Annotated in this window: 20 protein-coding genes and 2 tRNA genes; 8 read left to right on the top strand and 14 right to left on the bottom strand. The window is 68.3% G+C overall.

Going from position 1 to position 23,641, the window contains the following annotated elements:
* The first annotated feature begins 6 nt into the window (after window positions 1–6).
* Both E3T23_RS01425 and E3T23_RS01420 read left to right on the top strand, forming a co-directional pair.
* The gene (locus E3T23_RS01425; protein WP_134368630.1) at window positions 7–453 is read left to right on the top strand and encodes a GNAT family N-acetyltransferase; all 447 of its coding nucleotides are present in this window, start codon (window positions 7–9) and stop codon (window positions 451–453) included.
* A complete protein-coding gene (locus E3T23_RS01420; RefSeq protein ID WP_134368629.1) occupies window positions 454–720 on the top strand; it encodes a hypothetical protein in 267 nt (88 codons plus the stop codon).
* On the opposite strand, the gene E3T23_RS01415 is transcribed toward E3T23_RS01420, so the two are convergent.
* Window positions 717–1,568: a class I SAM-dependent methyltransferase gene (locus E3T23_RS01415; RefSeq protein ID WP_134368628.1), complete on the bottom strand. Its 852-nt coding sequence runs from the start codon at window positions 1,566–1,568 to the stop codon at window positions 717–719. The genes E3T23_RS01420 and E3T23_RS01415 overlap by 4 nt on opposite strands.
* A 77-nt stretch (window positions 1,569–1,645) precedes the next feature.
* Between E3T23_RS01415 and E3T23_RS01410 the strand changes: the two genes are divergently transcribed.
* The gene (locus E3T23_RS01410; RefSeq protein ID WP_134368627.1) at window positions 1,646–3,679 is read left to right on the top strand and encodes a M3 family metallopeptidase; all 2,034 of its coding nucleotides are present in this window, start codon (window positions 1,646–1,648) and stop codon (window positions 3,677–3,679) included.
* A gap of 222 nt (window positions 3,680–3,901) precedes the next feature.
* On the opposite strand, the gene E3T23_RS01405 is transcribed toward E3T23_RS01410, so the two are convergent.
* From E3T23_RS01405 to E3T23_RS01380, 6 genes are all read right to left on the bottom strand, one after another.
* Entirely contained in the window at window positions 3,902–5,404 is a 1,503-nt protein-coding gene (locus E3T23_RS01405; RefSeq protein WP_134368626.1) for an HNH endonuclease signature motif containing protein, read from the bottom strand.
* 220 nt (window positions 5,405–5,624) lie between these two features.
* Entirely contained in the window at window positions 5,625–6,905 is a 1,281-nt protein-coding gene (gene clpX / locus E3T23_RS01400; RefSeq protein WP_134368625.1) for an ATP-dependent Clp protease ATP-binding subunit ClpX, read from the bottom strand.
* Window positions 6,906–7,092: 187 nt separating this feature from the next.
* Window positions 7,093–7,764, bottom strand: a complete 672-nt coding sequence (locus E3T23_RS01395) for an ATP-dependent Clp protease proteolytic subunit (protein ID WP_134368624.1) — start codon at window positions 7,762–7,764, stop codon at window positions 7,093–7,095.
* A gap of 14 nt (window positions 7,765–7,778) precedes the next feature.
* Window positions 7,779–8,378, bottom strand: a complete 600-nt coding sequence (locus E3T23_RS01390; protein ID WP_134362357.1) for an ATP-dependent Clp protease proteolytic subunit — start codon at window positions 8,376–8,378, stop codon at window positions 7,779–7,781.
* Between the two features lie 200 nt (window positions 8,379–8,578).
* Window positions 8,579–10,045, bottom strand: a complete 1,467-nt coding sequence (tig, locus tag E3T23_RS01385; RefSeq protein ID WP_166806154.1) for a trigger factor — start codon at window positions 10,043–10,045, stop codon at window positions 8,579–8,581.
* A 40-nt stretch (window positions 10,046–10,085) separates the two neighbouring features.
* A tRNA-Pro gene (locus E3T23_RS01380) sits at window positions 10,086–10,162 on the bottom strand.
* Window positions 10,163–10,331: 169 nt separating this feature from the next.
* Between E3T23_RS01380 and E3T23_RS01375 the strand changes: the two genes are divergently transcribed.
* A tRNA-Gly gene (locus E3T23_RS01375) sits at window positions 10,332–10,405 on the top strand.
* A gap of 32 nt (window positions 10,406–10,437) precedes the next feature.
* Here the strand turns inward: E3T23_RS01375 and E3T23_RS01370 are convergent.
* The 6 genes from E3T23_RS01370 to E3T23_RS01345 form a co-directional block, all read right to left on the bottom strand.
* Entirely contained in the window at window positions 10,438–11,409 is a 972-nt protein-coding gene (locus E3T23_RS01370; RefSeq protein ID WP_134368623.1) for an L-lactate dehydrogenase, read from the bottom strand.
* A gap of 119 nt (window positions 11,410–11,528) precedes the next feature.
* The gene (locus tag E3T23_RS01365; protein ID WP_134368686.1) at window positions 11,529–12,911 is read right to left on the bottom strand and encodes an amidohydrolase; all 1,383 of its coding nucleotides are present in this window, start codon (window positions 12,909–12,911) and stop codon (window positions 11,529–11,531) included.
* A 143-nt stretch (window positions 12,912–13,054) separates the two neighbouring features.
* Entirely contained in the window at window positions 13,055–13,693 is a 639-nt protein-coding gene (locus E3T23_RS01360; RefSeq protein ID WP_134368622.1) for an FMN-binding negative transcriptional regulator, read from the bottom strand.
* Window positions 13,694–13,749: 56 nt separating this feature from the next.
* The gene (locus E3T23_RS01355) at window positions 13,750–14,733 is read right to left on the bottom strand and encodes an Fpg/Nei family DNA glycosylase (RefSeq protein WP_134368621.1); all 984 of its coding nucleotides are present in this window, start codon (window positions 14,731–14,733) and stop codon (window positions 13,750–13,752) included.
* A 2-nt stretch (window positions 14,734–14,735) separates the two neighbouring features.
* Entirely contained in the window at window positions 14,736–15,224 is a 489-nt protein-coding gene (locus E3T23_RS01350; protein ID WP_134368620.1) for a ribose-5-phosphate isomerase, read from the bottom strand.
* Window positions 15,225–15,238: 14 nt separating this feature from the next.
* Complete coding sequence (locus E3T23_RS01345) at window positions 15,239–15,865, bottom strand: mycothiol-dependent nitroreductase Rv2466c family protein (RefSeq protein WP_134368619.1); 627 nt, start codon at window positions 15,863–15,865, stop codon at window positions 15,239–15,241.
* 186 nt (window positions 15,866–16,051) lie between these two features.
* On the opposite strand from E3T23_RS01345, the gene E3T23_RS01340 reads away from it, so the two are divergent.
* The 3 genes from E3T23_RS01340 to E3T23_RS01330 all read left to right on the top strand — a co-directional run bounded on the left by E3T23_RS01340 (window position 16,052) and on the right by E3T23_RS01330 (window position 20,038).
* Window positions 16,052–17,650 (top strand): MFS transporter, encoded by a 1,599-nt coding sequence (locus E3T23_RS01340; protein ID WP_134368618.1) that lies wholly within the window; start codon window positions 16,052–16,054, stop codon window positions 17,648–17,650.
* A 118-nt stretch (window positions 17,651–17,768) separates the two neighbouring features.
* Window positions 17,769–19,280 carry an SDR family NAD(P)-dependent oxidoreductase gene (locus E3T23_RS01335; RefSeq protein ID WP_134368617.1) on the top strand — a complete coding sequence of 504 codons (1,512 nt, stop codon included), beginning with the start codon at window positions 17,769–17,771 and terminating at the stop codon, window positions 19,278–19,280.
* Between the two features lie 74 nt (window positions 19,281–19,354).
* Complete coding sequence (locus E3T23_RS01330) at window positions 19,355–20,038, top strand: dihydrofolate reductase family protein (protein ID WP_241977499.1); 684 nt, start codon at window positions 19,355–19,357, stop codon at window positions 20,036–20,038.
* A gap of 60 nt (window positions 20,039–20,098) precedes the next feature.
* On the opposite strand, the gene E3T23_RS01325 is transcribed toward E3T23_RS01330, so the two are convergent.
* Window positions 20,099–20,896, bottom strand: a complete 798-nt coding sequence (locus E3T23_RS01325) for a GNAT family N-acetyltransferase (protein ID WP_134368616.1) — start codon at window positions 20,894–20,896, stop codon at window positions 20,099–20,101.
* 141 nt (window positions 20,897–21,037) lie between these two features.
* Between E3T23_RS01325 and pepN the strand changes: the two genes are divergently transcribed.
* Complete coding sequence (gene pepN / locus E3T23_RS01320) at window positions 21,038–23,581, top strand: aminopeptidase N (RefSeq protein WP_134368684.1); 2,544 nt, start codon at window positions 21,038–21,040, stop codon at window positions 23,579–23,581.
* Window positions 23,582–23,641: the final 60 nt, after the last annotated feature.

The raw sequence follows: 23,641 nt of genomic DNA, 5'->3' as shown, positions 1-23,641 counted from the left end.
AACCGAATGTCAATCAAGGTACGCGCGCTCGGCGACAAGGACTTCTTCTCGTGGCTGGGACTGTTCGAGGGCTACAGCGAGTTCTACAAGAACGAACTGACCGACCAGAAGGCCCTGCAGGTCTGGGCCTGGATCATCGACAAGAACGAGTCGCTCACCGGCGCTGTGGCCGTCGACGACGACGGCCGGTTCGTCGGCCTCGCCCACTACCGTGAGGTTCCGAACACGTTGAGCGCCACCCACGGCCTGTTCCTGGACGACCTCTTCGTGACGCCGGAGTCCCGCAGCACGGGAACCGGCCGGGCTCTGATCGAGTTCGCCAAGGAATACGCCGCCCAGCACCGTCTCACCACCGTGCAATGGCTGACCGCCGCCGACAACGAGCCCGCGCAGCGCCTGTACGACGATGTGGCCACCCGCACGGACTGGGTCACCTACGAGATCGAGCTGTAAATGAAGATGGGAACCCGCTGGCCGCTGGGCCACCCTGCACCGGCCGGTCTGCCCCACGTCGTGGAGATCGCCATCCGTGCGGTCGAAGAAGAGCTCACCGCACTGGCGGAAGACGCCAGAGCATGGCACTGGACGCTGACCTGGCTGGAGGGCAACCCCGTGCTCGAGCTCGACGACGGCACGGTCATCCGCTACGACAAGGCCGAGGACAGCGCCACGATCACCCAGCCGTCGATCGTGCTCGACGACGAGGACGACTGGATCTAGCGGCTCGCGTCCCGGGCCTTCCGGGCGACGATCTCGCCGTGCGCCGCGCCGAACCAGCCGTCGGGGTCGCCGGCCCACTGCAGCCAGGCGGCCTGCATCATCCGCAGGTCGGCCAGATCGGCCGCGCCCACCTCGATGGCATGCGCCGCGAAGTCGGACTCGATCACCCGCTCCGCCCAGGACTGCCCCCACCACTCGCGTTCGACATCCGAGGCGAAGCACCAGATCGACGCCGTACTCACCACGTCGGTGAACCCGGCCCGGTGCGCCCATGCCTTGAGCGACCGCCCGGCGTCGGGGTCGCCGCCGTTCCAGTACTGCACGTCGCGGAATGCGCTCTCCCACATCTGCAGGCCCTGCAGCTTCGGGTAGTACATCACTCCCCCGGAATCGACGTCGCGCGCCGCCAGGATCCCGCCCGGCTTCAGCACACGACGGAATTCCCGCAGCGCCACGACGGGGTTCGCAAGGTGTTGCAGCACCTGGTGCGCGTGCACGATGTCGAAGCTGTCGTCGGCGAATTCCAGCGCATAGGCGTCACCCACCCGGAACGACGCGTTCCGCACCCCCGCGTCGAAGGCCAGTCCGGCCGCGAGACGCACGATCTGCTCCGACGCATCGAGGCCGGTGACCTGCCCGGGATACAGCCGTCGGGCCAGGTCGACCGTGATCGTGCCCGGGCCGCAGCCCACGTCCAGCAGGCTCAGACCGGCAGCCAGGTGCGGGATCAGATAAGCCGCCGAGTTGGCGACCGTGCGCCAGGTGTGGGAGCGCACCACGCTCTCGTGGTGCCCGTGCGTGTATTGCTCCCGGGGCGCGGTCTCGGGACGTGCCGGCTCGTCGATCATGACCCGATCCTAGGCTCGCGGGGGAATACGGCGAGAGGCGAACCGTGGATTGACCGGAGATGTGACAGGGTGAGCGGATGAACCCCTTCGCCGGCCCCAGCACGATTCCCTTCGAGCTGCCCCCGTTCGCGCTGATTGCTGAGGAGCATTACCGCCCGGCGTTCCTGGACGGCATGACGGAGCAGCTCGCCGAGATCGGGGTGATCTGCGCGAGCACGGATGCCCCCACCTTCGACAATACGATGGTGCCGCTCGAGCGCAGCGGGCAGTTGCTCACCCGGGTGGCCGAGGTGTTCTTCAACCGGAGTTCCTCGGACTCGAGCGACGTCACCAACGCCCTCGGGGAGGAGCTGGCCCCCCTCCTCGCGGCGCACGCGGACGCCATCCGTCTGAACCCGGCCCTGTTCGACCGGATCGCGACCCTGCACGACCAGCGCGAAGGGCTGGCCCTCGAGCCGGAGGCGCGCTACCTGGTCGAACGCTACTTCACCGAGTTCACGCTTGCGGGCGCCGGCCTCGGCGAGGACGACAAGGCACGGCTGCGGGACTACAACAAGCGACTCTCCACGGCCACCACCCGGTTCGAGAAGAATCTGCTCGCCGACACCAACGACCTGGCCCTCGTGCTCGACGACGTGAGTGAGCTGGACGGCCTCACCCCCGGCCAGATCTCCGCCGCCGCCGAGGCAGCCACCGAGCGCGGACTCAGCGGCCGGTACGTGATCACCCTGGTGCTGCCCACCTCGCACCCCTACCTGGCTCAGCTGACGAACCGGGCTGTGCGCGAGCGGCTGCTGGCGGCGTCGCGGTCCCGCGGCATCCGGGGCGGCCGGTTCGACAACCGCGCCCTGGTGCTGGAGATCTCCCGGCTGCGTGCCGAGCGCGCCCGGCTGCTCGGATTCGACAGCCACGCGGCCGGCGTGACCGCGGACCAGACGGCGAAGACCCCGGAGGCTGTGGCCGACATGCTGGGGCGGCTCGCCCCGGCCGCGGCCCGGAACGCCCGCATCGAGCAGGCCGACCTGCAGGCGCAGATCGACCAGGACGGCGGGGGCTTCGACCTCGCCGCCTGGGACTGGGCCTTCTACACCGAGAAGGTGCGGCGGTCCCGCTACAACGTGGACACCGCGGCCATGCGCCCCTTCTTCGAGTTCGAACGGGTGCTGCAGGACGGCGTTTTCTACGCGGCCAACCTGCTCTACGGCGTCACCTTCACCGAGCGCCCCGACCTCGTCGCCTGGCATCCGGGAGCGCGCGTGTTCGAGGTTGCGGAGGCCGACGGCTCCCCCGTGGGCCTCTACATCATCGACGTCTACACCCGTGATTCCAAGCGGGGCGGCGCGTGGATGAATGCCCTCGGCTCCCAGTCGACGCTGCTCGGCACCCCCACGATTGTCTGCAACAACCTGAACGTGCCCCGTCCGGCCGCCGGCGAGCCCACCCTGCTCAGCTTCGACGAGGTCGTCACCCTGTTCCACGAGTTCGGGCATGCCCTGCACGGCCTGTTCGCGCGAGTCACCTACCCGAAATTCGCCGGCACCAACGTGTACCGCGACTTCGTCGAGTTCCCCAGCCAGGTCAACGAGATGTGGATGCTGTGGCCCGAGGTTCTCGCGAACTACGCCCGGCACCATGAGACCGGGGAGCCCATGCCCCAGGACCTCGTCGACCGCATCGAGGCCTCGTCCACCTTCAACGAGGGGTTCTCCACCAGCGAGTACCTCGCGGCGGCCCTGCTCGACCAGGCCTGGCACCGCCTCGGCGTCGACGAGGTGGTGACGGATGTCGCCGCGTTCGAGGCATCCGCGCTAGCCGCCGCCGGTCTCGACAACCCGGCCGTGCCGACCCGCTATGCCAGCACCTATTTTGCGCACACCTTCGCGGGCGGCTATGACGCCGGATACTACTCGTACATCTGGAGCGAGGTGCTCGACGCCGACACCGGCGAGTGGTTCGAGGAGAACGGCGGGCTCACCCGGGCCAACGGCGAACGCTTCCGGTCCCGGCTGCTCGAAGTGGGCGGCAGCACCGACCCGCTCGCGGCGTACCGCCACTTCCGCGGCCGCGACGCGACCATGCAGCCGTTGCTCGACCGTCGCGGCCTGAACTAGCGCCCGAAAGGACAGCATCGACGGGTGCGCGGATGCCGCCACCCCGGTGACCCGGCCCCGCCAAGGTTCCCGTGACGTTGATCGAGCCTCTCGAGACCCCGGTGACCCGACCTCGCCAGGGTTCCCGTGACGTTGGTCGAGGCTGTCGAGACCCGAGACCAGAGACCAGACACCAGACACCAGACACCAGACACCAGACACCAGACACCAGACACCAGAACCCTACTCGTCGTCGCGGGTCACGTTCTTCCGTTCGACCGCGTCCGTCAGGCGGGTGCGGGATTTGGTGACGGTGCGCCATGTGCGGGTCCCGGTTTCGAGCCAGGGTGGTGCCATGATCTGCGCGGCCCCGCGCATCATGCGGATGGCCCAGCCTGACGCGGCAAGGTAGCGGTGGTGGAACCAGCAGAGGCAGACGCCGTTGTCGGTGTGGGTTCGGCCGCCGTGGGCGTGGGGGATGACATGGTGGATTTCGGTCATCCCGGCGGGGATCTTGCAGCCTGCGATGATGCAGGTGCCGTCGCGGAGCTGAATCGCCCGCCGTTGCGCCGGGGTGAAGCAGCGTTCGGGTGAGCCGAGGGCGATGATGCGGCCTTCGGCGTTGATCACGACTTTCTGCTGTCCGCCGTTGCTGATCAGGTCTTTGACGGCGCTGATCGCGATCGGGGCCTCGACGCCGTCGATCCAGCCGATGCCACGGCCCTGGCCGAAGTCCGCGTTCAAATCTTGCTCCCGCACGCTGATCAGGACCGTGGCGGGGGCGCCGCCGATGGTCGGGGCCTCGCCGGCGCGGGAGGCGACGTCGAGGATCACCGCGAGGACGTCGTGGCGGCGCTGGTCGGGGGTGCGGTCGTCTCGTTCGAGCAGCGCCTGTTCGCGGGCTGATTCACGGTCGCCGGCGGCGTCGCCTTCGGTGTGGAAGGCGACCGGGGCGCTCTTCGGTGAGAGGTATGCGTCGAAGAGGCGGCGGAGCTTGCCCGCGATCTCCGGCATCAACGACCCCGATACCGGCACGATGCCGTCGCGTTCCCGGCCGAGCCGGATCCCGCGGGCGGTCATGGCGTGGTCGTCGGGCCGAGACCCGTCCGGGGCGAGAACGGCCTTCCAGACCGAGGCCTGCAGCCGGATCTCGTCCGCCGACGCCGGTACCGGGGTCTCCGCACTGGTGCCGGTCGCCGCGGCGACGAGTTCGCTCTCGGCGGCCTGCACCGAGTCCAGGTCGGTGCACCGCAGCGTCGGCGTCAACGCCGTGACAATCGCGTCGGCCGTGTCCATGCCGATGGCACCGGTGGCCAGGCCGATCGCCGTGGCAGGGAAGGTGGGCGGCAGAGGCTCGCCGCCCAGGGACAGGCCGGTGCGGAGCTGCTTGCCGAGCCGCATCCGCCGCCCCGCGGTCGGCCCGGACACCAGGGTGACCCGCTCGAGGAGCTCCCCGGCAGTGCGGCAGCCGCGTTTCGCCGAGAGCTGACCGGTGCCGAGCTCCGGACGGGACCGGTCCGCGACCTCCGCCGCGGCCGCCACCCGCACCGCGTCCACCCGCCGCCCGAGCACCTCGACCGCCGCGGTCACCCGCAGCAGGCCGTCATCATCGAACCCGCGCACCGCCGAACACCGCAGCGATTCCCAGAGCCCGGCCGCCAGAGCGTGCAGCTCCGCGACCGCCCGCGCCGCAGCAGAGGGGCCGGGCGCGGCATCCGCTGCGGGGTGTTCCAGGAGGATGGTCACAGGGCAATTTTAGCAGGAATAGGACATACAATCGAGACTTACTCACGTTTTGTGAGCAGAAATATCGAATGTAGTGGAGTGATGATCAGTCGCCTCCGACAGTCCGGAAATTCCATCGATTACGAGGATCGACCCGCAAAAATCTGACACACCCCAGAACACGAGGCCGTAACCCGACCCGCGATGCCGGGCCGATGGCCACAGACGCACTGAGGTGGACCTAGGCGGACTTGTCGACGCGACGAGGCTTGTGCAGCTCGATGGTGGGCTCGGCGTTGTCGAGCACGGCGGCCCGAGTGACCACGACGCGCGCCACCTCGGCGCTCGACGGAACCTCGAACATGATCGGCCCGAGAACCTCTTCCATGATCGCGCGCAGACCGCGGGCGCCCGTTTTACGCAGCACCGCGAGATCGGCGATGGCCTCGAGCGCGGGTTGCTCGAAATCGAGTTCGACACCGTCGAGCTCGAACATGCGCTGGTACTGCCGCACGAGGGCGTTCTTCGGCACCGTCAGAATCTGCATCAGGGCCACCTGGTCGAGCTGGGTGACGGTGGTGACCACGGGGAGACGGCCGATGAACTCGGGAATCAGCCCGAACTTGTGCAGGTCTTCGGGCAGAACCTCACTGAACAGGTTGACGTCGTCGCCCTTGCTGTGCAGCGGAGCGCCGAACCCGATGCCCTTCTTGCCGGCCCGGGTCGAGATGATGTCGTCGAGGCCCGCAAACGCGCCCGCCACGATGAAGAGCACATTCGTGGTGTCGATCTGAATGAATTCCTGGTGCGGATGCTTGCGTCCGCCCTGCGGCGGAACCGAGGCCACGGTGCCTTCGAGGATCTTCAGCAGGGCCTGCTGCACACCCTCGCCGGACACGTCGCGGGTGATCGAGGGGTTCTCGGCCTTGCGCGCGATCTTGTCGATCTCGTCGATATAGATGATGCCGGTTTCGGCGCGCTTGACGTCGTAGTCGGCGGCCTGGATCAGCTTGAGGAGGATGTTCTCCACGTCTTCACCGACATAGCCGGCCTCGGTGAGCGCCGTCGCATCCGCTACCGCGAAGGGAACGTTGAGTCGTTTCGCGAGCGTCTGGGCGAGATACGTCTTGCCGCAGCCGGTGGGGCCGATCAGCAGAATATTGGACTTGGCGATCTCCACGTCGTCGCGGATGGCATCGGCGGCCGTCAGGGTGGCGCGGGAACGAACGCGCTTGTAGTGGTTGTAGACGGCAACGGCGAGGGCGCGCTTGGCGGCTTCCTGCCCGATGACGTATTCCTCGAGGAATCCGAAGATCTCCTTCGGCTTGGGCAGCTCGAATTCGCCGGGTCCGTCTTCGGCGGTGGCCTCGGCCAGGCGCTCTTCGATGATCTCGTTGCACAGTTCGACGCACTCGTCGCAGATGTACACGCCGGGGCCCGCAATGAGCTGCTGCACCTGCTTCTGGCTCTTTCCGCAGAAAGAGCACTTCAACAGGTCGGCGCTTTCGCCTATTCGGGCCATCCGTCAGCCTCCTCCATCGATTCGCTGCATTGAGCCTAGCTTGTGCCCATGAACCACGGGTGCAGGCTGACCGCTTCTGCCGGATAACGTTCCGGCACCGGTCTACAGGGACCCCCCGACATGGCAAACGCGACGGATGCCCGGCTCAGCTGAGCCCGGACATCCGTCGCGGTCACGGTTCGCTCGTCTACTTGACGAGCGTGGGCACGTTTTTGCGGCTGGTCAGGATCTGGTCGATCAGCCCGTACTCGAGTGCCTCGACGGCGCCGAGGATCTTGTCGCGGTCGATGTCCTTGTGAACCTGCTCCGCGGTGCGGTTGGAGTGGTGGGAGATGGTGAATTCGAGCCACTCACGCATCCGCTGAATCTCCGCGGCCTGGATCTCGATGTCGGACGCCTGACCGCCACCCTGGCCGCCCGCCGAAGGCTGGTGGATGAGGATGCGCGCGTTCGGCAGGGCGAGGCGCTTGCCGGGCGTGCCGCCGGCCAGCAGCACGGCGGCGGCGGAGGCCGCCTGGCCGAGGCAGACCGTCTGGATGTGCGGGCGGATGTACTGCATGGTGTCGTAGATCGCCGTCATCGCGGTGAAGGAGCCACCGGGTGAGTTGATGTACATCACGATGTCGCGGTCGGGGTCCTGGCTCTCGAGCACGAGGAGCTGGGCCATGACGTCATCGGCGGACGCGTCGTCGACCTGCACGCCGAGGAAGATGATGCGGTCCTCGAAGAGTTTCGCGTAGGGGTCCTGGCGCTTGTAGCCGTAGGCCGTGCGCTCTTCGAAGGTGGGAAGGATGTAACGGGCCTCGGGTGACTGCGGAGCGCTGCCCCCGGCCTGGTGACCAAAATTGGTGAATTCCATGTCGTCTGCCCGTCCTACTTCTTGTTCACTGAGTCGTCGGTGCCGCCGCCGCCGATTACTTCCGACGCGGAGCCGCGCAGGTGGTCGACGAAACCATAGGCCACGGCCTCGTCGGCGGTGAACCAGTTGTCGCGGTCGTTGTCGATGAGGACCTGCTCGACCGATTTGCCGGTCTGCTCGGCCGTGAGTTCGGCCATCCGCTTCTTCATGTCCAGGATGACCTTGGCCTGGGTCTGGATGTCGGCGGCCGTGCCACCGAATCCGCCGGACGGCTGGTGCAACAGAACGCGGGCGTTGGGGGTGATGTACCGCTTGCCCTTGGTGCCGGAGGACAACAGGAACTGTCCCATCGACGCGGCGAGTCCGATGCCGACGGTGACGATGTCGTTCGGAACGAACCTCATCGTGTCGTAAATGGCCATGCCCGCCGTGATCGAGCCGCCGGGCGAGTTGATGTACAGGAAGATGTCCCGTTCCGAGTCCTCTGCGGCCAGCAGCAGGATCTTGGCACAAATCTCGTTGGCGTTCTCATCCCGGACCTCTGAACCCAGCCAGATGATGCGGTCTTTCAGCAGTCGGTCAAAAACGCCGGGTGTGGGTGTCATTTCGGCCATGTCGCGCTCCGTTTCACTTGTCGCTTCAGAATGAATCTATAGGAGCCGACGCTCCGGAACGGCTCTGTTCGCCCTCGGCAGATAACGCGCCGCCGTGGGCCACTGTGGCGCGCCCCGCACGACCGTCGGGCGGAGACGCGAAACGGGCCGGATGTCTGTGACATCCGGCCCGTCGGCTCGCCTGAGCGGTGGTGATGGTGCTACTTCTTGGCGGCGTCGGCCTTCTTCTTGGCCGCGGCGGCCTTGGCCGACTTCGCCTTGGCGGCCTTGGCCTTGGCGGCCTTGGCCTCGGCGGCCTTGATGGCCTCGACCTCGGCGTCGACCTCAGCCTCGACCTCGGCGGCGTTGGAGTCGTCTTCCTCGATCTCCTCGTCCTCGTCGGACGCCTCGTCGGCGATCGCGACGAACTCGGACAGGTCGACGGCGTTGCCGTTGGAGTCAACGACCTCGGCCTTGCCCAGGGCGATGGCGAGGGCCTTGTTGCGGGCGACCTCGGCCACCATCGACGGGATCTGACCGTTGCCGCTCAGCGCCTGAACGAATTCGCTCGGGTCCATGCCGTACTGGGCTGCGCCCTGGATCAGGTACTGGGTGAGCTCGTCCTGGCTGACCTGGACCTTCTCGGCCTCGGCGATCGTGTCGAGCAGGATCTGCTGACGGAACGTCTTCTCGCTGGACTCGGTGACCTCGGCGCGGTGCTCGGCGTCTTCGAGGCGGTTCTCGCCCTCGAGGTGGCGACGAACCTCGTCCTCGATGATCGCGGTCGGGATCGGAACCTCGACCGACTCGAGGAGCTGGTCAACGAGCTTCTCGCGGGCCTGGGTTCCCTGGCCGAAGACCTTGGAGCGCTCGACCTGGACCTTGAGGCTCTCGGTTAGCTCGGCGATGGTGTCGAACTCGCTGGCGATCTGCGCGAAGTCGTCGTCGGCGGTGGGAAGCTCGCGCTCCTTGACGGCGATGACGGTGACGGTGATCTCGGCGGTCTCGCCCTCGTGGTCCCCACCCATGAGGTTGGAGTTGAAGGTGGTGGTCTCGCCGGCGCTGAGGGAGTCGAGCGCCTCGTCGATGCCGTCGATGAGGTCGCCGGAGCCGATCTCATAGGAGATCCCGCTGGCGTTGTCGACCTCGACGCCGCTGATGGCGGCGATCAGGTCGATCTGGGCGAAGTCGCCCGTGGTGGCGGGGCGGTCGACGGTGACGAGCGTGCCGAAGCGGCTGCGCAGGTTGTCGAGCTCCTCGGTGACCTCGTCGTCGGACACCTCGACGGCGTCGACGGTGAGCTTCAGGCCGGAGTAGTTCGGCAGGTCGATCTCGGGGCGCACGTCGACCTCGATGGCCAACTCCAGGTCTCCGGAGAAGTCCTTGTCACTGGGCCAGGCGACGATGTCGGCCTCGGGGCGGCCCAGCGGGCGCAGCTTGTGCTCGCTCACGGCCGTGCGGTAGAAACCGTCGAGGCTCTCGTTGACCGCGTGCTCCAGCACGGCGGACTTGCCGACGCGCTGGTCGATGATGGCCGGCGGGACCTTGCCCTTGCGGAAGCCGGGAATGTTGATGTCCTCGGCGATGTGGCCGTAGGCGTGGGTGATGCTGGGCTTCAACTCCTCGGGGGCCACCGAGATGGTGACCTTCGCGCGAGTGGGGCTCAGTTTTTCTACCGTGGACTTCACGTGGCAATCTCCTGTGTTCGACCGATGTATAGGGGGGTGTTGGTCGGGGCGACAGGATTCGAACCTGCGACCTCTCGGCCCCAAACCGAGCGCTCTACCAAGCTGAGCTACGCCCCGGACAATATCTCAACCCGGTGATGGCATCCGCTTGGCGCGCAAAGTACACGCAATTCGCGGAATGACCTCGGTAAGTCTACTGCACGGTCCGGATGCCGCGGGCCGGGACGTGGAGCAGGCGACCGCCAAGGTGTACTACGCTGTGGGAGTGCGCAGGAGACTGCGCCCAGGGGATGTAGCTCAATGGTAGAGCCTCAGTTTTCCAAACTGATGGCGCGGGTTCGATTCCCGTCATCCCCTCCAGAACAGGCCCGAATCGGACCGCCGCCCAGGCCTCAGTCGAGTCCCAGGCTGTCCAGCGTCTGGCGCAGTGTCGCCGCCGAGTGCTCGAACAGTTCCTGCTCCTTCTCGTTGAAGGGCACCTCGATCACCCGGGAGACGCCCTCGGCGTTGATCACGCTTGGCACCGACAGCGCCACATTGCTGATTCCGCGGTAGTTCGTGAGCACCGAGCTGACCGGAAGCACCGCGCCCTCGTCCCGCAGCACGGCCTCGACGATCCGGGCGCCCGAGAGTCCGATCGCGTAGTTCGTGGCGCCCTTGCCGGCGATGACCGTGTAGGCCGCGCTCTTCACACTCTCGGTGATCGCATCGAACTCCGCCTCCGAGAACGGCACCAGGCCCTTGGGCGAGATGTCGTCCTGCACCCACTCGGCCAGGGAGATCGGACCGATCCGGGCCTGGGACCAGAGCGGGAACTCCGAATCGCCGTGCTCGCCGACGATCACGGCGTGCACATTGGCGATCGCGACTCCGACGCGGTGCGCGAGCATCCAGCGCAGCCGGGAGGAATCGAGCACCGTGCCCGAACCGAAGACGCGCTCGGCCGGCAGACCGCTGAATTGGCGTGCGGCGTAGGCCAGCACATCGCAGGGGTTGGTGACGAGCATGTAGACGGCTCCCGGGGCCCGCTCGACCAGCTTGGGCATCAGCTCCCGCAGGATTCCCACGTTGACGCCGGCCATCTCGAGCCGGGACTGGCCGGGATGCTGCCTGGCCCCGGCCGTGATCACCACCATGTTCGCGCCGGCGATAGCGTCGAGGTCGCTGCCGCCGGCCACGCAGGAGGCACCGGTGAACTGGGTGCCGTGGGCCAGATCGAGGACCTCGGCCTCCACCTTGGGTCCGTTGATGTCGTACAGCACGACTTCCCGCGCGGATTGCCGGATCAGGGAGGCGTAGGCCAGGGACGACCCGACGGCACCGGCTCCGATGATGGCCAGTTTGGAATTCGCGATCTCACTCATTGTTCAATTCTGCTCCTGTCCGGTCCGGGTCCGGGCATCGGGATGCTCAGGGAACGGTCAGTGTCGCGGAAATCGGCGCCGGCGGCCGGCGAGCCCGGCCGCACATGACGGGCGGCCGGTCAGAGTGCGGCGTGGGTGAAGCGGCCGGCGAGCAGGGTGGCGGCCACGGGCATCCGTCGCAGGTCGGGCACGGAGGCGACGAACGGGTCGATCTCGCACACCGCAAGGTCGGCGACGTCCCCCACCAGAACGCGATGCCGGCCGCGCGTGGACGCGGCGAGCGCGGCCTGCCGCGAGATGGCCTGCTCGGCGTGCCACGGTTCGCGGCCGCCGCGGGTGCGCCCGACGGCGGCCGCGATGCTCACCCACGGGTCCAGCGGCGCGACCGGCGCGTCGGACCCGAGCGCGAGCGTGACCCCGGCGTCCAGCAGGCTTTTCAGCACGAAGGCCCGGTCGGTGCGTCCCGCCCAGTAACGGTCGGCGACGTCCCGGTCGTCGAGCGCGTGCTCGGGCTGCACGCTCGCCACCACACCGAGCCGGGCGAAGCGGGCGACGTCCTCCTGGGCGAGAAGCTGCGCGTGCTCGATGCTTCCGGCGCAGCCGAGCCGCTCGAACGCGTCGAGGGCCAGCGCGTTGGCCCGGTCGCCGATGGCGTGCACGGCGGGGCGGATGCCCGCGGCCACGGCCCGGCCGAGATGCGCGCGCAGCTCCTCCGGCGGCACGTTGAGCAGCCCATGTGCCCCGGTCTGACCCTCGAGGCCGGGATACTCGTCCACGCAGTACGCGGTGCGGGTGTTCAGCGAGCCGTCCGTGATCACCTTGTAGGGCCCCACGGTGAGCAGCCCGTCGGTGCCGTCGACGCCGGCGCCGCTCTGCAGCCCCAGCGCGATGGCGCGTTCCAGGTGCTGCGTGTACACGCCGAACTCCACCCGCAGCGAGTCGGTGCCGCCCCGGATTCGCCGCCGCCAGGTGTCCAGGTTCCAGTCCATCTCCATTTCGACGATGCCCACGACCCCGCGGGATGCCGCGGCCCGGGCCGCGCTGTCGGCCCAGCCGTCCATCACCGCGTCGGGCACCTCGGCGAGTGCCCGCACGACGGCGAAGGCGTCCTCTTCGCGAAGCAGCCCGGTGGGGTGCTGCGGGTGACCGTGGCGGGCGAGCGCGGCCGAGTTCAGCCAGCAGGAATGCAGATCTCCGCTGATCAGGACGACCGGGACGGTGCCGGCGGCGGCGTCCAGGAGGGCCCGGCTCGGGGCATCCGGCCACAGGCCGTCGCGAAACCCGAAGCCGACCAGGGTCTCCCCCGGCCCCACGGCCGGCGCCCGCCCGGCAACGAGGGAGGCCGCGGCCGACGCGCTGTCGGCGCCGGTCAGATCCAGCCGCTGGTTCGTCTGCGCCCACTGGCTGAAATGCACATGATTGTCCCAGAGGCCCGGAATCAGCCAGCGTTCGGCCAGATCGACCGAACGGATGCCCGCAGCCGCCGGGCCGAGATAGCCCATCCGGCGCACCCGGCCGTCGATGATCAGCGTGTCCACGATCTCGTCGCCGCCGGGCAGTCGGCCGTTCCGCAGCACCAGCGGAGGTGCCGCAGCGGATGCCGGGACGGGCGCGGGGACGGGCGCGGGCGCGGGCGCGGAGCCGCTCACCGGTCGGCCCCGTGCACCCGGCGCATCTCGGCCGCGAGACCCGGGCTGGCGTAAGGCCCGTCGCCGTCGAGTACGCCCAGGATGCGCGCCACGGTCTCGGCCGGCTTGTTCTGGCTGAGCTTGCTCTTGGCGGTGAACCGGCTCACCGAGAGCCGGAAACCGACCGTACCGGCCACGATGCGGGCGGCATAGGCGGCGTCGGCGTCGGTGCCGAAGAGGCGTCGGGGCTCGGGCATCCGTTCCTCGAAATGGTCGACCAGGCGGCCCAGCACCCGCAGGTTCTCGTCGTCGCTGAGCAGTTCGGGCGTGCCGTGGAGGTGCGCGGTGATGAAGTTCCAGGTCGGAACGGCGGGCGCCGGGTCGTACCAGCCGGGTGAGATGTAGCCGTGGGGCCCCTGGATGATCACCAGCAGCTCGTGCCGGCCGAGCTCGTGCAGGGCCTCGTCGGGGCGGCCGACGTGGCCGACCAGCACGATCTCGTCGGCCCCGCCGCCCTCCTCCTCGAGCAGCACCGGGTAATGGGAGGCCACCAGACCCGAATCGGTGTGACTGATCAGCGTGGCCCACGGGTGCTCCCGGATGAGACGGCGGATCTCGGCCGGGTCTTCCAGCGCGAAAATGGGGTTGTGTCTCATCGGTTTCCGGTTCTGGTCGTGGGGCAGATCAGGTCAGGCAGGTCAGGTGAAGCGGGTCAGGCCTGGCACTTCGGGCACCAGTAGAGCTTGCGGGCGGCCATCTCCTCCAGGGTGATGTGCGTGCCGCAGACCCGGCAGGGCAGCCCCTCGCGCTTGTAGACCCAGTGCCGGTCGGCCCGTCTTTTCATGGCGCGCCGGTGGGCCGCATCGCTGAGGCCGTCCATGGTCATCATCTGCCCGGTCGCCACGCCGATCTTCAGCAGGTACGCCCAGTCGCGCCAGAGTGCCCGTGCCTGCTCGTCGCTGAGCGACTTACCGGGGGCATAGGGGTTCAGGCCGGCACGGAACAGAAGTTCGGCCCGGTAGACGTTGCCGATGCCGCTGACCACGGACTGGTCCATCAGCAGGCGCCCGATCGGGGTGGGTTTCTTCCGCACCACCTCCACGAAGCGGTCCTCGGCGGCGGGGCTGTCGTCGAGCATCGGGTCGGGTCCGAGGCGGTCCATGGCCGCCTGCACCTGCAGGGGGTCGAGGACCTCGCAGGCCGTGGGTCCGCGCAGGTCCGCCACGACGTCGGTGCCGAGCAGGCGCACCCGCACCTGGCCGATGGGGTCGGGCGGGAAACCGTCGGGTTCGACGCTGATCTTCTCGTTTTCCGCCATCCGCAGCCGGGTCAGGCGGGGCGCGCCGATGCTTCGAAGCGAGTTCTCCCCGGCCGAGTCGAGCACGGCGTCCCCGGTACCGCGCATGCCGGTCTGGCCCATGCGACCGTTGGCGGATGCGACGGTGGCGTCGACCCGGATGTCCCCGGCGAAATCCCAGGCCCCGTAGAGCCCCAGGTGCACGCGCAGCCAGAGCCCGTTGTCGAACTCCAGGAACATCTGCTTGCCGACGGTGCGGGCATCCGTCATCGTGTGGCCGTCGAGCATCGCAGCACCGTCCACGAACCGGCCCTGCGGGGACGACACCCCGATGCGTTTGCCGACGAAGTTACGGGCGAACTGGCGCGCGATGCGGTGGACGGAATGACCCTCGGGCACGGCTAGTCGGCGAGACGCGTGCCGTTGATGGTGCCGAGCGTCTCGTACTCCGCCAGCTGGGAGATGCGGCGGCGGTGGCGTTCGTCGCCGGGGAACGGCTCCGCGATGAACGTGTCGATGAAGTCGATGGCGTCTTCGATGGTGTGCTGTCTGGCACCGATGGAGATGACGTTGGCGTCGTTGTGCTCGCGGGCCAGCCGGGCGGTGTTGAGGCTCCAGACCAGCGCGGCGCGCACGCCCTTCACCTTGTTCGCGGCCATCTGCTCGCCGTTGCCCGAGCCGCCGAACACGACGCCGAGCGCGACGACGCCCTGGGCGAGGTCGGCGACGACGGCCTCGGCCGCTCGGATGCAGAAACCGGGGTAGTCGTCGAGGGCGTCGTAGACCTCGGGTCCGTGGTCCACGACATCGTGGCCGGCCTGGGTGAGGTGCGTGGCCAGCTGGTGACTGAAGTCGAGTCCGGCGTGGTCAGTGGCGATGTGGATGCGCATGCATCCGATTCTATTTACTCCATCCGTTCCGGCGCAGCACCGGTGAAGATCGGCTCGCGGGTGCGGGAACGCTTCAGCTCGAAGAAACCGTCGCATCCGGCCACGGCCAGCACGCCGTCCCAGAGCCGGAGTGCCGCGTCGCCGCTCGGCGCGGGCGAGACGACCGGGCCGAAGAAGGCCACGTCGTTTACGGCGATGACGGGGGTGCCGACATCCTGGCCCACCCGCTCCAGGGCGTCGAAGTGGCTGGCACGCATCTGCGGGTCGTAGGTGTCGCTGTCGGCCCACCTGATGAAGGATGCCGGCAGGCCCACCTCGGCGAGCGCCGCGGGAATGACTTCGTCGGGGTCGGTGCTGCCACCGAGGTGGATGCGCGCGCCCAGGGCGTCGTAGAGCGCCTTGACCGTCTTCTGCCCGTGCAGCTCCTGCGCGGCCTGCGTCAGGCGGGTGTATCTGAGGGCACGCGGGAAAAACGCGCGGTACTCCTCGGACACGTCCTGATCCTCGTTCAGGACGGCCAGGCTCATCACCTTCCATTCGACGTCGAAACCGCGCAGGGCGGCGACCTCGGCCACCCAGCGGGAGGTCATCCAGGCCCAGGGGCAGGAGGGGTCGAACCAGAACTTCACGGAGTCAGCCATAAGGCTCAGCCTAGGTGTCCCCCGGCTGGGAAAGCACCGACCGGGACCTCACGTAAACCCCTGTCCAGGAGGGTTATCTCCGGCAAAATGTCTGATTATTGACCATATTCGGCTAAAATATCTCCTTATGCCCGAAAGCGGGCCCTTTTTTTTCGCAGCTACATGATCTCCACGAGAGAAGCACCCATGCCCAGAACAAACTCCTATTCCGGTGCCGACGGCACCGGGGTCAAGACCAAGAAGCCGCTGCTCCAGCGCCGCTTGAAGGTGTCCCACGTGAACGTGGTCAACCAGTCCAGGCTGAAGAAGGCCCTCGGCGGGACCATCGTGGGAAACACGATGGAATGGTATGACGTCGGCGTGTTCGGCTACCTCATCACGACCATGGGCCCGGTGTTCCTGCCCGAGTCCGACCCGACGGTGCAGACCCTCTTCCTGCTCGGCACCTTCGCCGCGACGTTCATCGCCCGCCCGCTGGGTGGCGTGTTCTTCGGCTGGCTCGGGGACAAGATCGGCCGCCAGAAGGTGCTGTCGATGACCCTGATGCTGATGGCGGCATCCACTTTCGCCGTGGGCCTGCTGCCCGGCTACGCCCAGGTGGGCATGCTCGCCGCCGCGCTGCTGGTCTTCACCAAGCTCGTGCAGGGCTTCTCCACCGGCGGTGAGTACGCCGGTGCGACCACCTTCGTCAGCGAGCACTCGCCCGACAAGCACCGCGGCTTCTTCGCCAGCCTGCTCGACATGGGCAGCTACCTCGGATTCGCCATCGGCGCCGCGCTCGTCTCCATCCTGCAGGTCACCCTCGGGCAGCCTGTCATGGAGGACTGGGGCTGGCGCATCCCGTTCCTGATCGCCGGACCGCTCGGCCTGATCGCCATCTGGTTCCGTCTGAAGATCGAGGAATCCCCCACGTTCCAGGCCACCCTGGACGCGAAGGAACTCGCCGCCACCGACCCGTCGTTCACCGACGAGTCCGCCGCGACCAACGGCCCGGTCAGCATCTTCAAGAACCACTGGCGCGGCATCATCGTCGCGATGGTCCTGGTTGCCGCGGCCAATACGCTCGGCTACGCGCTCACCTCCTACATGCCCACGTACCTGACCGCCACCAAGGGCTACGACGAGCTGCACGGCACATTGCTGACCATCCCGATCCTCGTCGTCATGGCGCTGTGCATCCCCCTCGCCGGTCGGCTGTCGGACAAGATCGGCCGCCGCCCCGTGCTCTGGATGGGTGCGTCCAGTGCCGTGGTGCTGTCCATCCCCGCGTTCCTGCTGATCGGCGTCGGAGAGATCTGGACGACGCTGCTCGGCCTGGCCATGATCGCCCTGCCCGTCACGTTCTACGTCGCCAACCTCGCCTCGGCCCTGCCGGCGCTGTTCCCGACCGAAAGCCGTTATGGCGCCATGGGTATCGCGTACAACTTCTCGGTCGCCATCTTCGGCGGCACGACGCCGTTCATCATCGCGGCGCTGATCGCCTCGACCGAGAACGAGATGATGCCGGCGTACTACCTGATGGGGACATCCGTCATCGGTGGAATCGCGATCTTCTTCCTGCGCGAGTCGGCCGGGCGTCCGCTGATGGGTTCGATGCCCAGCGTGAACTCGGTCTTCGAGGCCCGCGAGTTGGTCGCCACCCAGGACGCCAACCCCGACCTGGACACCGACGAGATGCCGTTCGATGAGACGTATGAGCCGCCGACCTCGTCGATGGACCTGTCAGCGCTGCTGACGGAGCCGGCAGCCGAGCCGGAGCAGGCCCCGGAAGCCCTGAAGGTCTAGCCACGCCCGTGCACTCCGCTCCACAATCGTTGCCCGAACGGACGACTGTTGCCGCTACACCGGCAACAGTCGTCCGGCCGGGCAACAGTTGTCTGCCGACCGATCGTAGAATTGTCCGATGACCACGACGCCTTCTGCCGAGCCCGCTTCCGTGGCCGAGTCCGCCCCGGGCATCGACCCTGCCGAGATGGCGATCGCCCTGCGCGTGCTCGCCTCGCTCAGCGAGATCGACCCCGAAGACCCCGACTTCGTCACCGTGCGGCAGGCCACCGCCAAGATGTTCAAGTCCGTGAAGATGGTGCGCCGCGGCGAGAAGCGACAGGCGATCGCCGACGCCGACCGTGAGGTCATCGCCGCGACCGCGACCGGCGCCCGCACCCGCATCGACGACGAGACCATCGGTGCCCAGCTGCGCCTCGGCACCGACCGGGCGTCGGCGGGTGAGCTGCTCGTGCCGCGGGCCTGCTACATCTGCAAGCAGAAGTACACCCTCGTCGACGCCTTCTACCACCAGCTCTGCCCCGCCTGCGCGGCGATGAGCCACGAGAAGCGGGATGCCCGCACCGACCTGACCGGCAAGCGCGCCCTGCTCACCGGCGGCCGAGCCAAGATCGGCATGTACATCGCCCTTCGCCTGCTGCGCGACGGCGCCCACACCACCATCACCACCCGGTTCCCGCGCGACGCGGTGCGCCGCTTCAGCGCCATGCCCGACTCGGCCGACTGGCTGCACCGCCTGCGCATCGTCGGAATCGACCTGCGCGACCCGGCGCAGGTGATCGGTCTGGCCGACTCGGTCGCCGCGGCCGGACCGCTCGACATCCTGATCAACAACGCCGCCCAGACCGTGCGCCGCTCCCCCGGCTCCTACTCGATGCTGGTGGAGGCGGAGGAGTCGCCGCTGCCGACGCTGCCGGCGGGTACCCTCCCGGAGATCGTCACGTTCGGGCACACCAGCGACGCGCACCCGACGGCTCTGGCGGCATCCGTCACCAGCCACCCGATTCTGGCCGCGGCGGCCGGCGCGAGCGGCGCGCTCACCGCCGACGACCTCACCGCCCTGGCCCTCGCGCCGGGATCCTCCTCGCTCGAGCGCCTCGCCGCGGGCACCGCGATCGACGCCGGCGGGCTCGTGCCCGACCTGCACGATGAGAACAGCTGGACCGCGAACGTGGAGGACGTCGACCCGTTGGAGATGCTCGAGGTGCAGCTCTGCAACACCACGGCCCCGTTCCTGCTGGTGAGCCGTCTGCGCGCGTCGCTCAAGGCATCCGACGCCCGCCGCACCTACATCGTGAACGTGTCGGCGATGGAGGGCGTGTTCGGCCGCGGCTACAAGGGTCCCGGCCACCCGCACACGAACATGGCGAAGGCCGCGCTGAACATGCTCACCCGCACCAGCGCGAAGGAGATGCTGTCCGACGGCATCCTGATGACCAGCGTCGACACCGGCTGGATCACCGACGAGCGGCCGCACCCCACCAAGATCCGGCTCGCCGAGGAGGGCTTCCACGCCCCGCTCGACCTGGTCGACGGAGCGGCGCGGGTCTACGACCCGATCGTGCGCGGCGAGGCCGGCGAGGACCTCTGCGGCGTCTTCCTCAAGGACTACAAGCCGGGCACCTGGTAGTTGACAGCCTCCGATTGACAGCCTCCGGGCCCCGGACGACGCTGGGCCTGAAGGCGGCCCTCCGGCCCGCCTCGGTGCCAGAAGAGGATACCTCCGGCGGCTTCGAGCGCGGGGGCTGGCTCGTGCCCCACGCCGATGAGGGGTTCGGGCGGATCGTCGACGGCTGGTTCGCCGAGGCCGACCCGGACAACCCGGTGGCGACGGGCCTCAACGGACTGCCGAAATACGTGGTCTCGACGACGCTCGCGGACGCCACCTGGAACAACACGACCGTGCTGGCTGCCGACATCCCCGAGTCCGTGGCACAGCTGAAGGCCCAGCCGGGGCGCGAGCTGCAGGTGCACGGCAGCTGCCTGCTGGCCCGCACCCTGCACGACGCCGGCCTCGTCGACGAATACCGGCTCCTCTACTTCCCCGTCGTCGTCGGCCAGACAAAGCGGCTCTTCGACTCGGGCTGCCTGCAATCGACTTTCACGGTGGAGCAGTGTGCGACGACCAATGCCGGAGCGGTCGCACTGACGCTCCGCCCGACGTCGTTCGTGACCGCCGACCTGGAGATGCCGGAGGGCGGCGCCGAGGCGGTCCGGGAGCGGCTCGGAGCGCAATCGGGCACCGAACCGGTGCAGGGCACGGCCGTGCGGCCGCGTGTACGCGATGGGCTCGCCGTCGAGGGCAAGGACGAAGTCGGTGGAGGCGGCGGGGACCGAACGCATCCGCTCACTGACCGCGGGCACGACCGTCTGCACCTCGTTCGATAGCCAGGCGTGCATGCCGCGCGCCTCCCCCTCGGCGACCTGGCGGTATCGGTCGGACGGGGTTCAGCCTGGCGCCGGCGGGGTCCAGACGTAGGGGGTCGTCGTCGTCACGGCCTGGAAGCCCAGCCGCAACAGGATCGGTTCGCTGTCGGCGGAGGCGTCCACCTGCAGGTAGCGCACACGACGCTCGTGCGCGAGCCGCGCGCGGTGGGCCACCAACGCCCGGTAGATGCCGCGGCCCCGCCACGCAGCGAGAGTCGATCCACCCCAGAGGCCCGCGAAATCGGTGCCGGGGTTGAATTCGAGCCGGCACGAGGAGACGACCTCGCCGCCGGCCTCAGCGACGAAGACGAGCACGTCACCCGGGGCCCCGCGCACACTGCTCTCGAGTTCCCCGGCCAGCCAGGCGTGGTCCTCGCCCCAGACCTGTGACTGCAGCGTGGCGATTCGCTCGAAATCCGGCCGGGTGTCGACCACCCGGATCGTGACGCCGGCGGGCAGCACCGGGTCGGCGTTCAGGCGCACGGTCTCGCCGACGATGACCGTCTCCCGGTCCTCGGGCACGAACCCGGCCGCGCGCAGGCGGTCCGGCAGATCCGCGGGAAGGTCGTGGCCGCGGGTCTTCCACTCGACGGCCTCGCCGCGGGCCGCGAAGAAGTCACGGTGCTCTTTGATCAGGGCGTTGAGAGCCGCGCCGGTCACCCCCACGTTGCGGGTGGTCTCGACGAAGCCCCGGTACCGTCCCGAAATGCAGAGCACCGACCCCTGCAAGTCGTATCGGATGCCCGTGGGCAGGTCGGGCGGAACCCGCAGCCGCAGCTGCGCGTCGTAGGCGGAGAGCAGCACGTCACGATTTGTCATTGAGACTCACCCTATGTCGAGCCAAGACAGAACTGCTTGCCCCCGTGCGGACACCATATTCCTTGGCTAGGCTGGTTATTCGTGCGCTGCGCCCTTGGCGCCGGCGTGCGCGCACACCGCGAAACCGAGATGGAGAAACCGTTGCCCGGAGAGAACCTCACCAGGATCGAAGCCCAGGAGCGCGCGGCGCTCATCACCGTTCAGAGCTACGAGGTCACCCTCGACCTCACGGCCGGACCGGAAACGTTCGGCAGCGAGACCACGGTGCACTTCACCGCGACGCCCGGATCGTCGACCTTCATTGACGCGATCACCCGCACCGTGCACTCGGTGACGCTCAACGGGGTCGCGCTCGACCCTTCAGACGTCAGTGACGGCATCCGGATTCAGCTCGACGGTCTTGCCGCCGAGAACACACTCACCGTCGTCACCGACGCCGAGTACACGAACACCGGCGAGGGCCTGCACCGATTCGTCGACCCGGTCGACAACGAGGTCTACCTTTACAGCCAGTTCGAGGTGCCCGACTCCCGTCGCGTCTTCACCGTGTTCGAGCAGCCCGACCTCAAGGCCACGTTCGCCTTCACGGTCACCGCGCCCGGAGCCTGGGAGGTCATCTCCAACTCCGCCACGCCCGAGCCGACGGATGCCGGCAACGGCGATAAGACGTGGGCCTTCGCCCCCACCCACACCATCTCCAGCTACATCACGGCCCTCGTGGCCGGCCCCTACGCCGTCGTGCGCAGCGAGCTGACCTCCAGCGACGGCCGCGTCATCCCGCTCGGCCTCTTCAGCCGCAAGAGCCTGTTCGAGTACCTCGACACCGACTACCTGTTCGAGAAGACCCGCCAGGGTTTCGAATACTTCGAGGGCAAGTTCAACTTCCCGTACCCGTTCGACAAGTACGACCAGATGTTCGTCCCGGAGTTCAACGCGGGCGCCATGGAGAACGCCGGCGCGGTCACCTTCACGGAAACCTACGTGTTCCGGTCCAAGGTCACCGACGCCATCAAGGAGCGCCGTGTCGTCACCGTGCTGCACGAGCTTGCGCACATGTGGTTCGGCGACCTGGTCACCATGAAGTGGTGGAACGACCTGTGGCTGAACGAGTCGTTCGCCGAGTGGGCGTCCACCATGGCCACCGCGGAGGCCACCGAGTGGACCGAAGCGTGGACCACCTTCGCCGTGATGGAGAAGAGCTGGGCCTACAAGCAGGACCAGCTGCCCTCCACCCACCCGATCACCGCCACGATCAACGACCTCGAAGACGTGCAGGTCAACTTCGACGGCATCACGTACGCCAAGGGCGGCTCCGTGCTCAAGCAGCTCGTGGCCTGGGTCGGCCGCGACGAATTCTTCACCGGTGTCGCCGCGTACTTCCAGAAGCACCAGTGGGGCAACACCGAGCTGAACGACCTGATGGTCGAACTCGAGGCCTCCAGCGGCCGCGACCTCACCGAGTGGACGAAGCTCTGGCTCGAGACCGCGGGCGTGAACACCCTCCGCCCCGAGATCACCGTCGACGATTCCGGCACCATCACCGGCTTCACGGTGCTGCAGACCGCCGCCGCCGACTACCCCACCATCCGCCCGCACCGCCTCGCCATCGGCTTCTACGATCTGGCTGACGGCACCCTGGTGCGCACGCACCGGGTCGAGATCGACGTCGACGGCGAGCAGACGGATGTCCCATCACTGCTCGGCCGCCAGCGTCCCGACCTCGTTCTGCTCAACGACGACGATCTGGCCTACGCCAAGATCCGCCTCGACCCGGCGTCGCAGGAGGTGGCCCTCGAGAACCTGTCCGCGATCGAGAACCCCCTCGCCCGCGCCATCATCTGGGGTGCGGTCTGGGACGCGACCCGCGACGCCGAGACCGCGGCACGTGATTTCATCACGCTCGTGCTCGGCAACGTCGCGACGGAATCCGAGTCCACCACGCTGCGCACCGTGCTCGGCCAGGTCGTGCTCGCCGCAACGTACTACGTCGCCGAGGAATTCCGTACGGCGACGATCAAGGAGGTCGGGGACGCACTCTGGTCCCTCGCCCGCCACGCCGAGGCCGGCACCGACGAGCAGTTCCAGTTCGTGAAGTTCTTCGCCGCCCTCGCGACCACCGAGAGCCAGCTGGCATCCGTGGCCGCGCTGCGGGACGGAACGGCGCCGCTCGACCGCCTCTTGATCGATACCGACCTGGCCTGGGAGCTGCTCATCGCCCTCGTCGCCGGCGGCAAGGCCGGCGCGGCCGAGATCGACGCGGCCCTGGCCGCGGACAACACCGCGACCGGCGCCCAGTCGGCCGCCCAGGCCCGCGCCGCCATCCCCACCCGGGAGGGCAAGCAGGCCGCCTGGTCGTCGCTGATCGACGTGGACACCGCGCCGAACACCATCGTGCGGGTCACGGCCGCCGGCTTCCTGCGCGCCAACGACACCACGCTGCTGGAACCGTTCGTCGACCAGTACTTCGCCATGCTGCAGCCGGTCTGGGCCGCCCGCAGCTTCTCGATCGCGGAGAAGCTGGTGCTCGGCCTCTACCCGGCGCCGCTCGCGAACCAGGCGCTCGTCACGGCGACGCGCACCTGGCTCGACGCCAATCCGGAGCCGCTCGCGCTGCGCCGCCTGGTGATCGAGAACCTGGCCGGGGTCGAACGCGCCCTGGCCGCCCAGGCGCGCGACGCGGAGTAGCCGCGCCGCGACCAGATTGCACTACCCGCACCACCCGCACGAGCTGAGGGCCCTGCCGCA

It is taken from the genome of Cryobacterium cheniae (assembly GCF_004403395.1).
GTDB classification, from domain to species: domain Bacteria; phylum Actinomycetota; class Actinomycetes; order Actinomycetales; family Microbacteriaceae; genus Cryobacterium; species Cryobacterium cheniae.
Note: the sequence above shows the minus strand (reverse complement) of the source record. Positions and strands in the feature narration are given on the sequence as shown.

Coding starts and splice junctions, on each gene's coding strand:
- E3T23_RS01425 (WP_134368630.1), top strand. CDS start 7: ATGTCAATCAAGGTACGCGCGCTCGGCGACAAGGACTTCTTCTCGTGG.
- E3T23_RS01420 (WP_134368629.1), top strand. CDS start 454: ATGAAGATGGGAACCCGCTGGCCGCTGGGCCACCCTGCACCGGCCGGT.
- E3T23_RS01415 (WP_134368628.1), bottom strand. CDS start 1,568: ATGATCGACGAGCCGGCACGTCCCGAGACCGCGCCCCGGGAGCAATAC.
- E3T23_RS01410 (WP_134368627.1), top strand. CDS start 1,646: ATGAACCCCTTCGCCGGCCCCAGCACGATTCCCTTCGAGCTGCCCCCG.
- clpX (WP_134368625.1), bottom strand. CDS start 6,905: ATGGCCCGAATAGGCGAAAGCGCCGACCTGTTGAAGTGCTCTTTCTGC.
- E3T23_RS01395 (WP_134368624.1), bottom strand. CDS start 7,764: ATGGAATTCACCAATTTTGGTCACCAGGCCGGGGGCAGCGCTCCGCAG.
- E3T23_RS01390 (WP_134362357.1), bottom strand. CDS start 8,378: ATGGCCGAAATGACACCCACACCCGGCGTTTTTGACCGACTGCTGAAA.
- E3T23_RS01370 (WP_134368623.1), bottom strand. CDS start 11,409: ATGAGTGAGATCGCGAATTCCAAACTGGCCATCATCGGAGCCGGTGCC.
- E3T23_RS01365 (WP_134368686.1), bottom strand. CDS start 12,911: ATGGGCTATCTCGGCCCGGCGGCTGCGGGCATCCGTTCGGTCGATCTG.
- E3T23_RS01360 (WP_134368622.1), bottom strand. CDS start 13,693: ATGAGACACAACCCCATTTTCGCGCTGGAAGACCCGGCCGAGATCCGC.
- E3T23_RS01350 (WP_134368620.1), bottom strand. CDS start 15,224: ATGCGCATCCACATCGCCACTGACCACGCCGGACTCGACTTCAGTCAC.
- E3T23_RS01345 (WP_134368619.1), bottom strand. CDS start 15,865: ATGGCTGACTCCGTGAAGTTCTGGTTCGACCCCTCCTGCCCCTGGGCC.
- E3T23_RS01340 (WP_134368618.1), top strand. CDS start 16,052: ATGCCCAGAACAAACTCCTATTCCGGTGCCGACGGCACCGGGGTCAAG.
- E3T23_RS01335 (WP_134368617.1), top strand. CDS start 17,769: ATGACCACGACGCCTTCTGCCGAGCCCGCTTCCGTGGCCGAGTCCGCC.
- E3T23_RS01325 (WP_134368616.1), bottom strand. CDS start 20,896: ATGACAAATCGTGACGTGCTGCTCTCCGCCTACGACGCGCAGCTGCGG.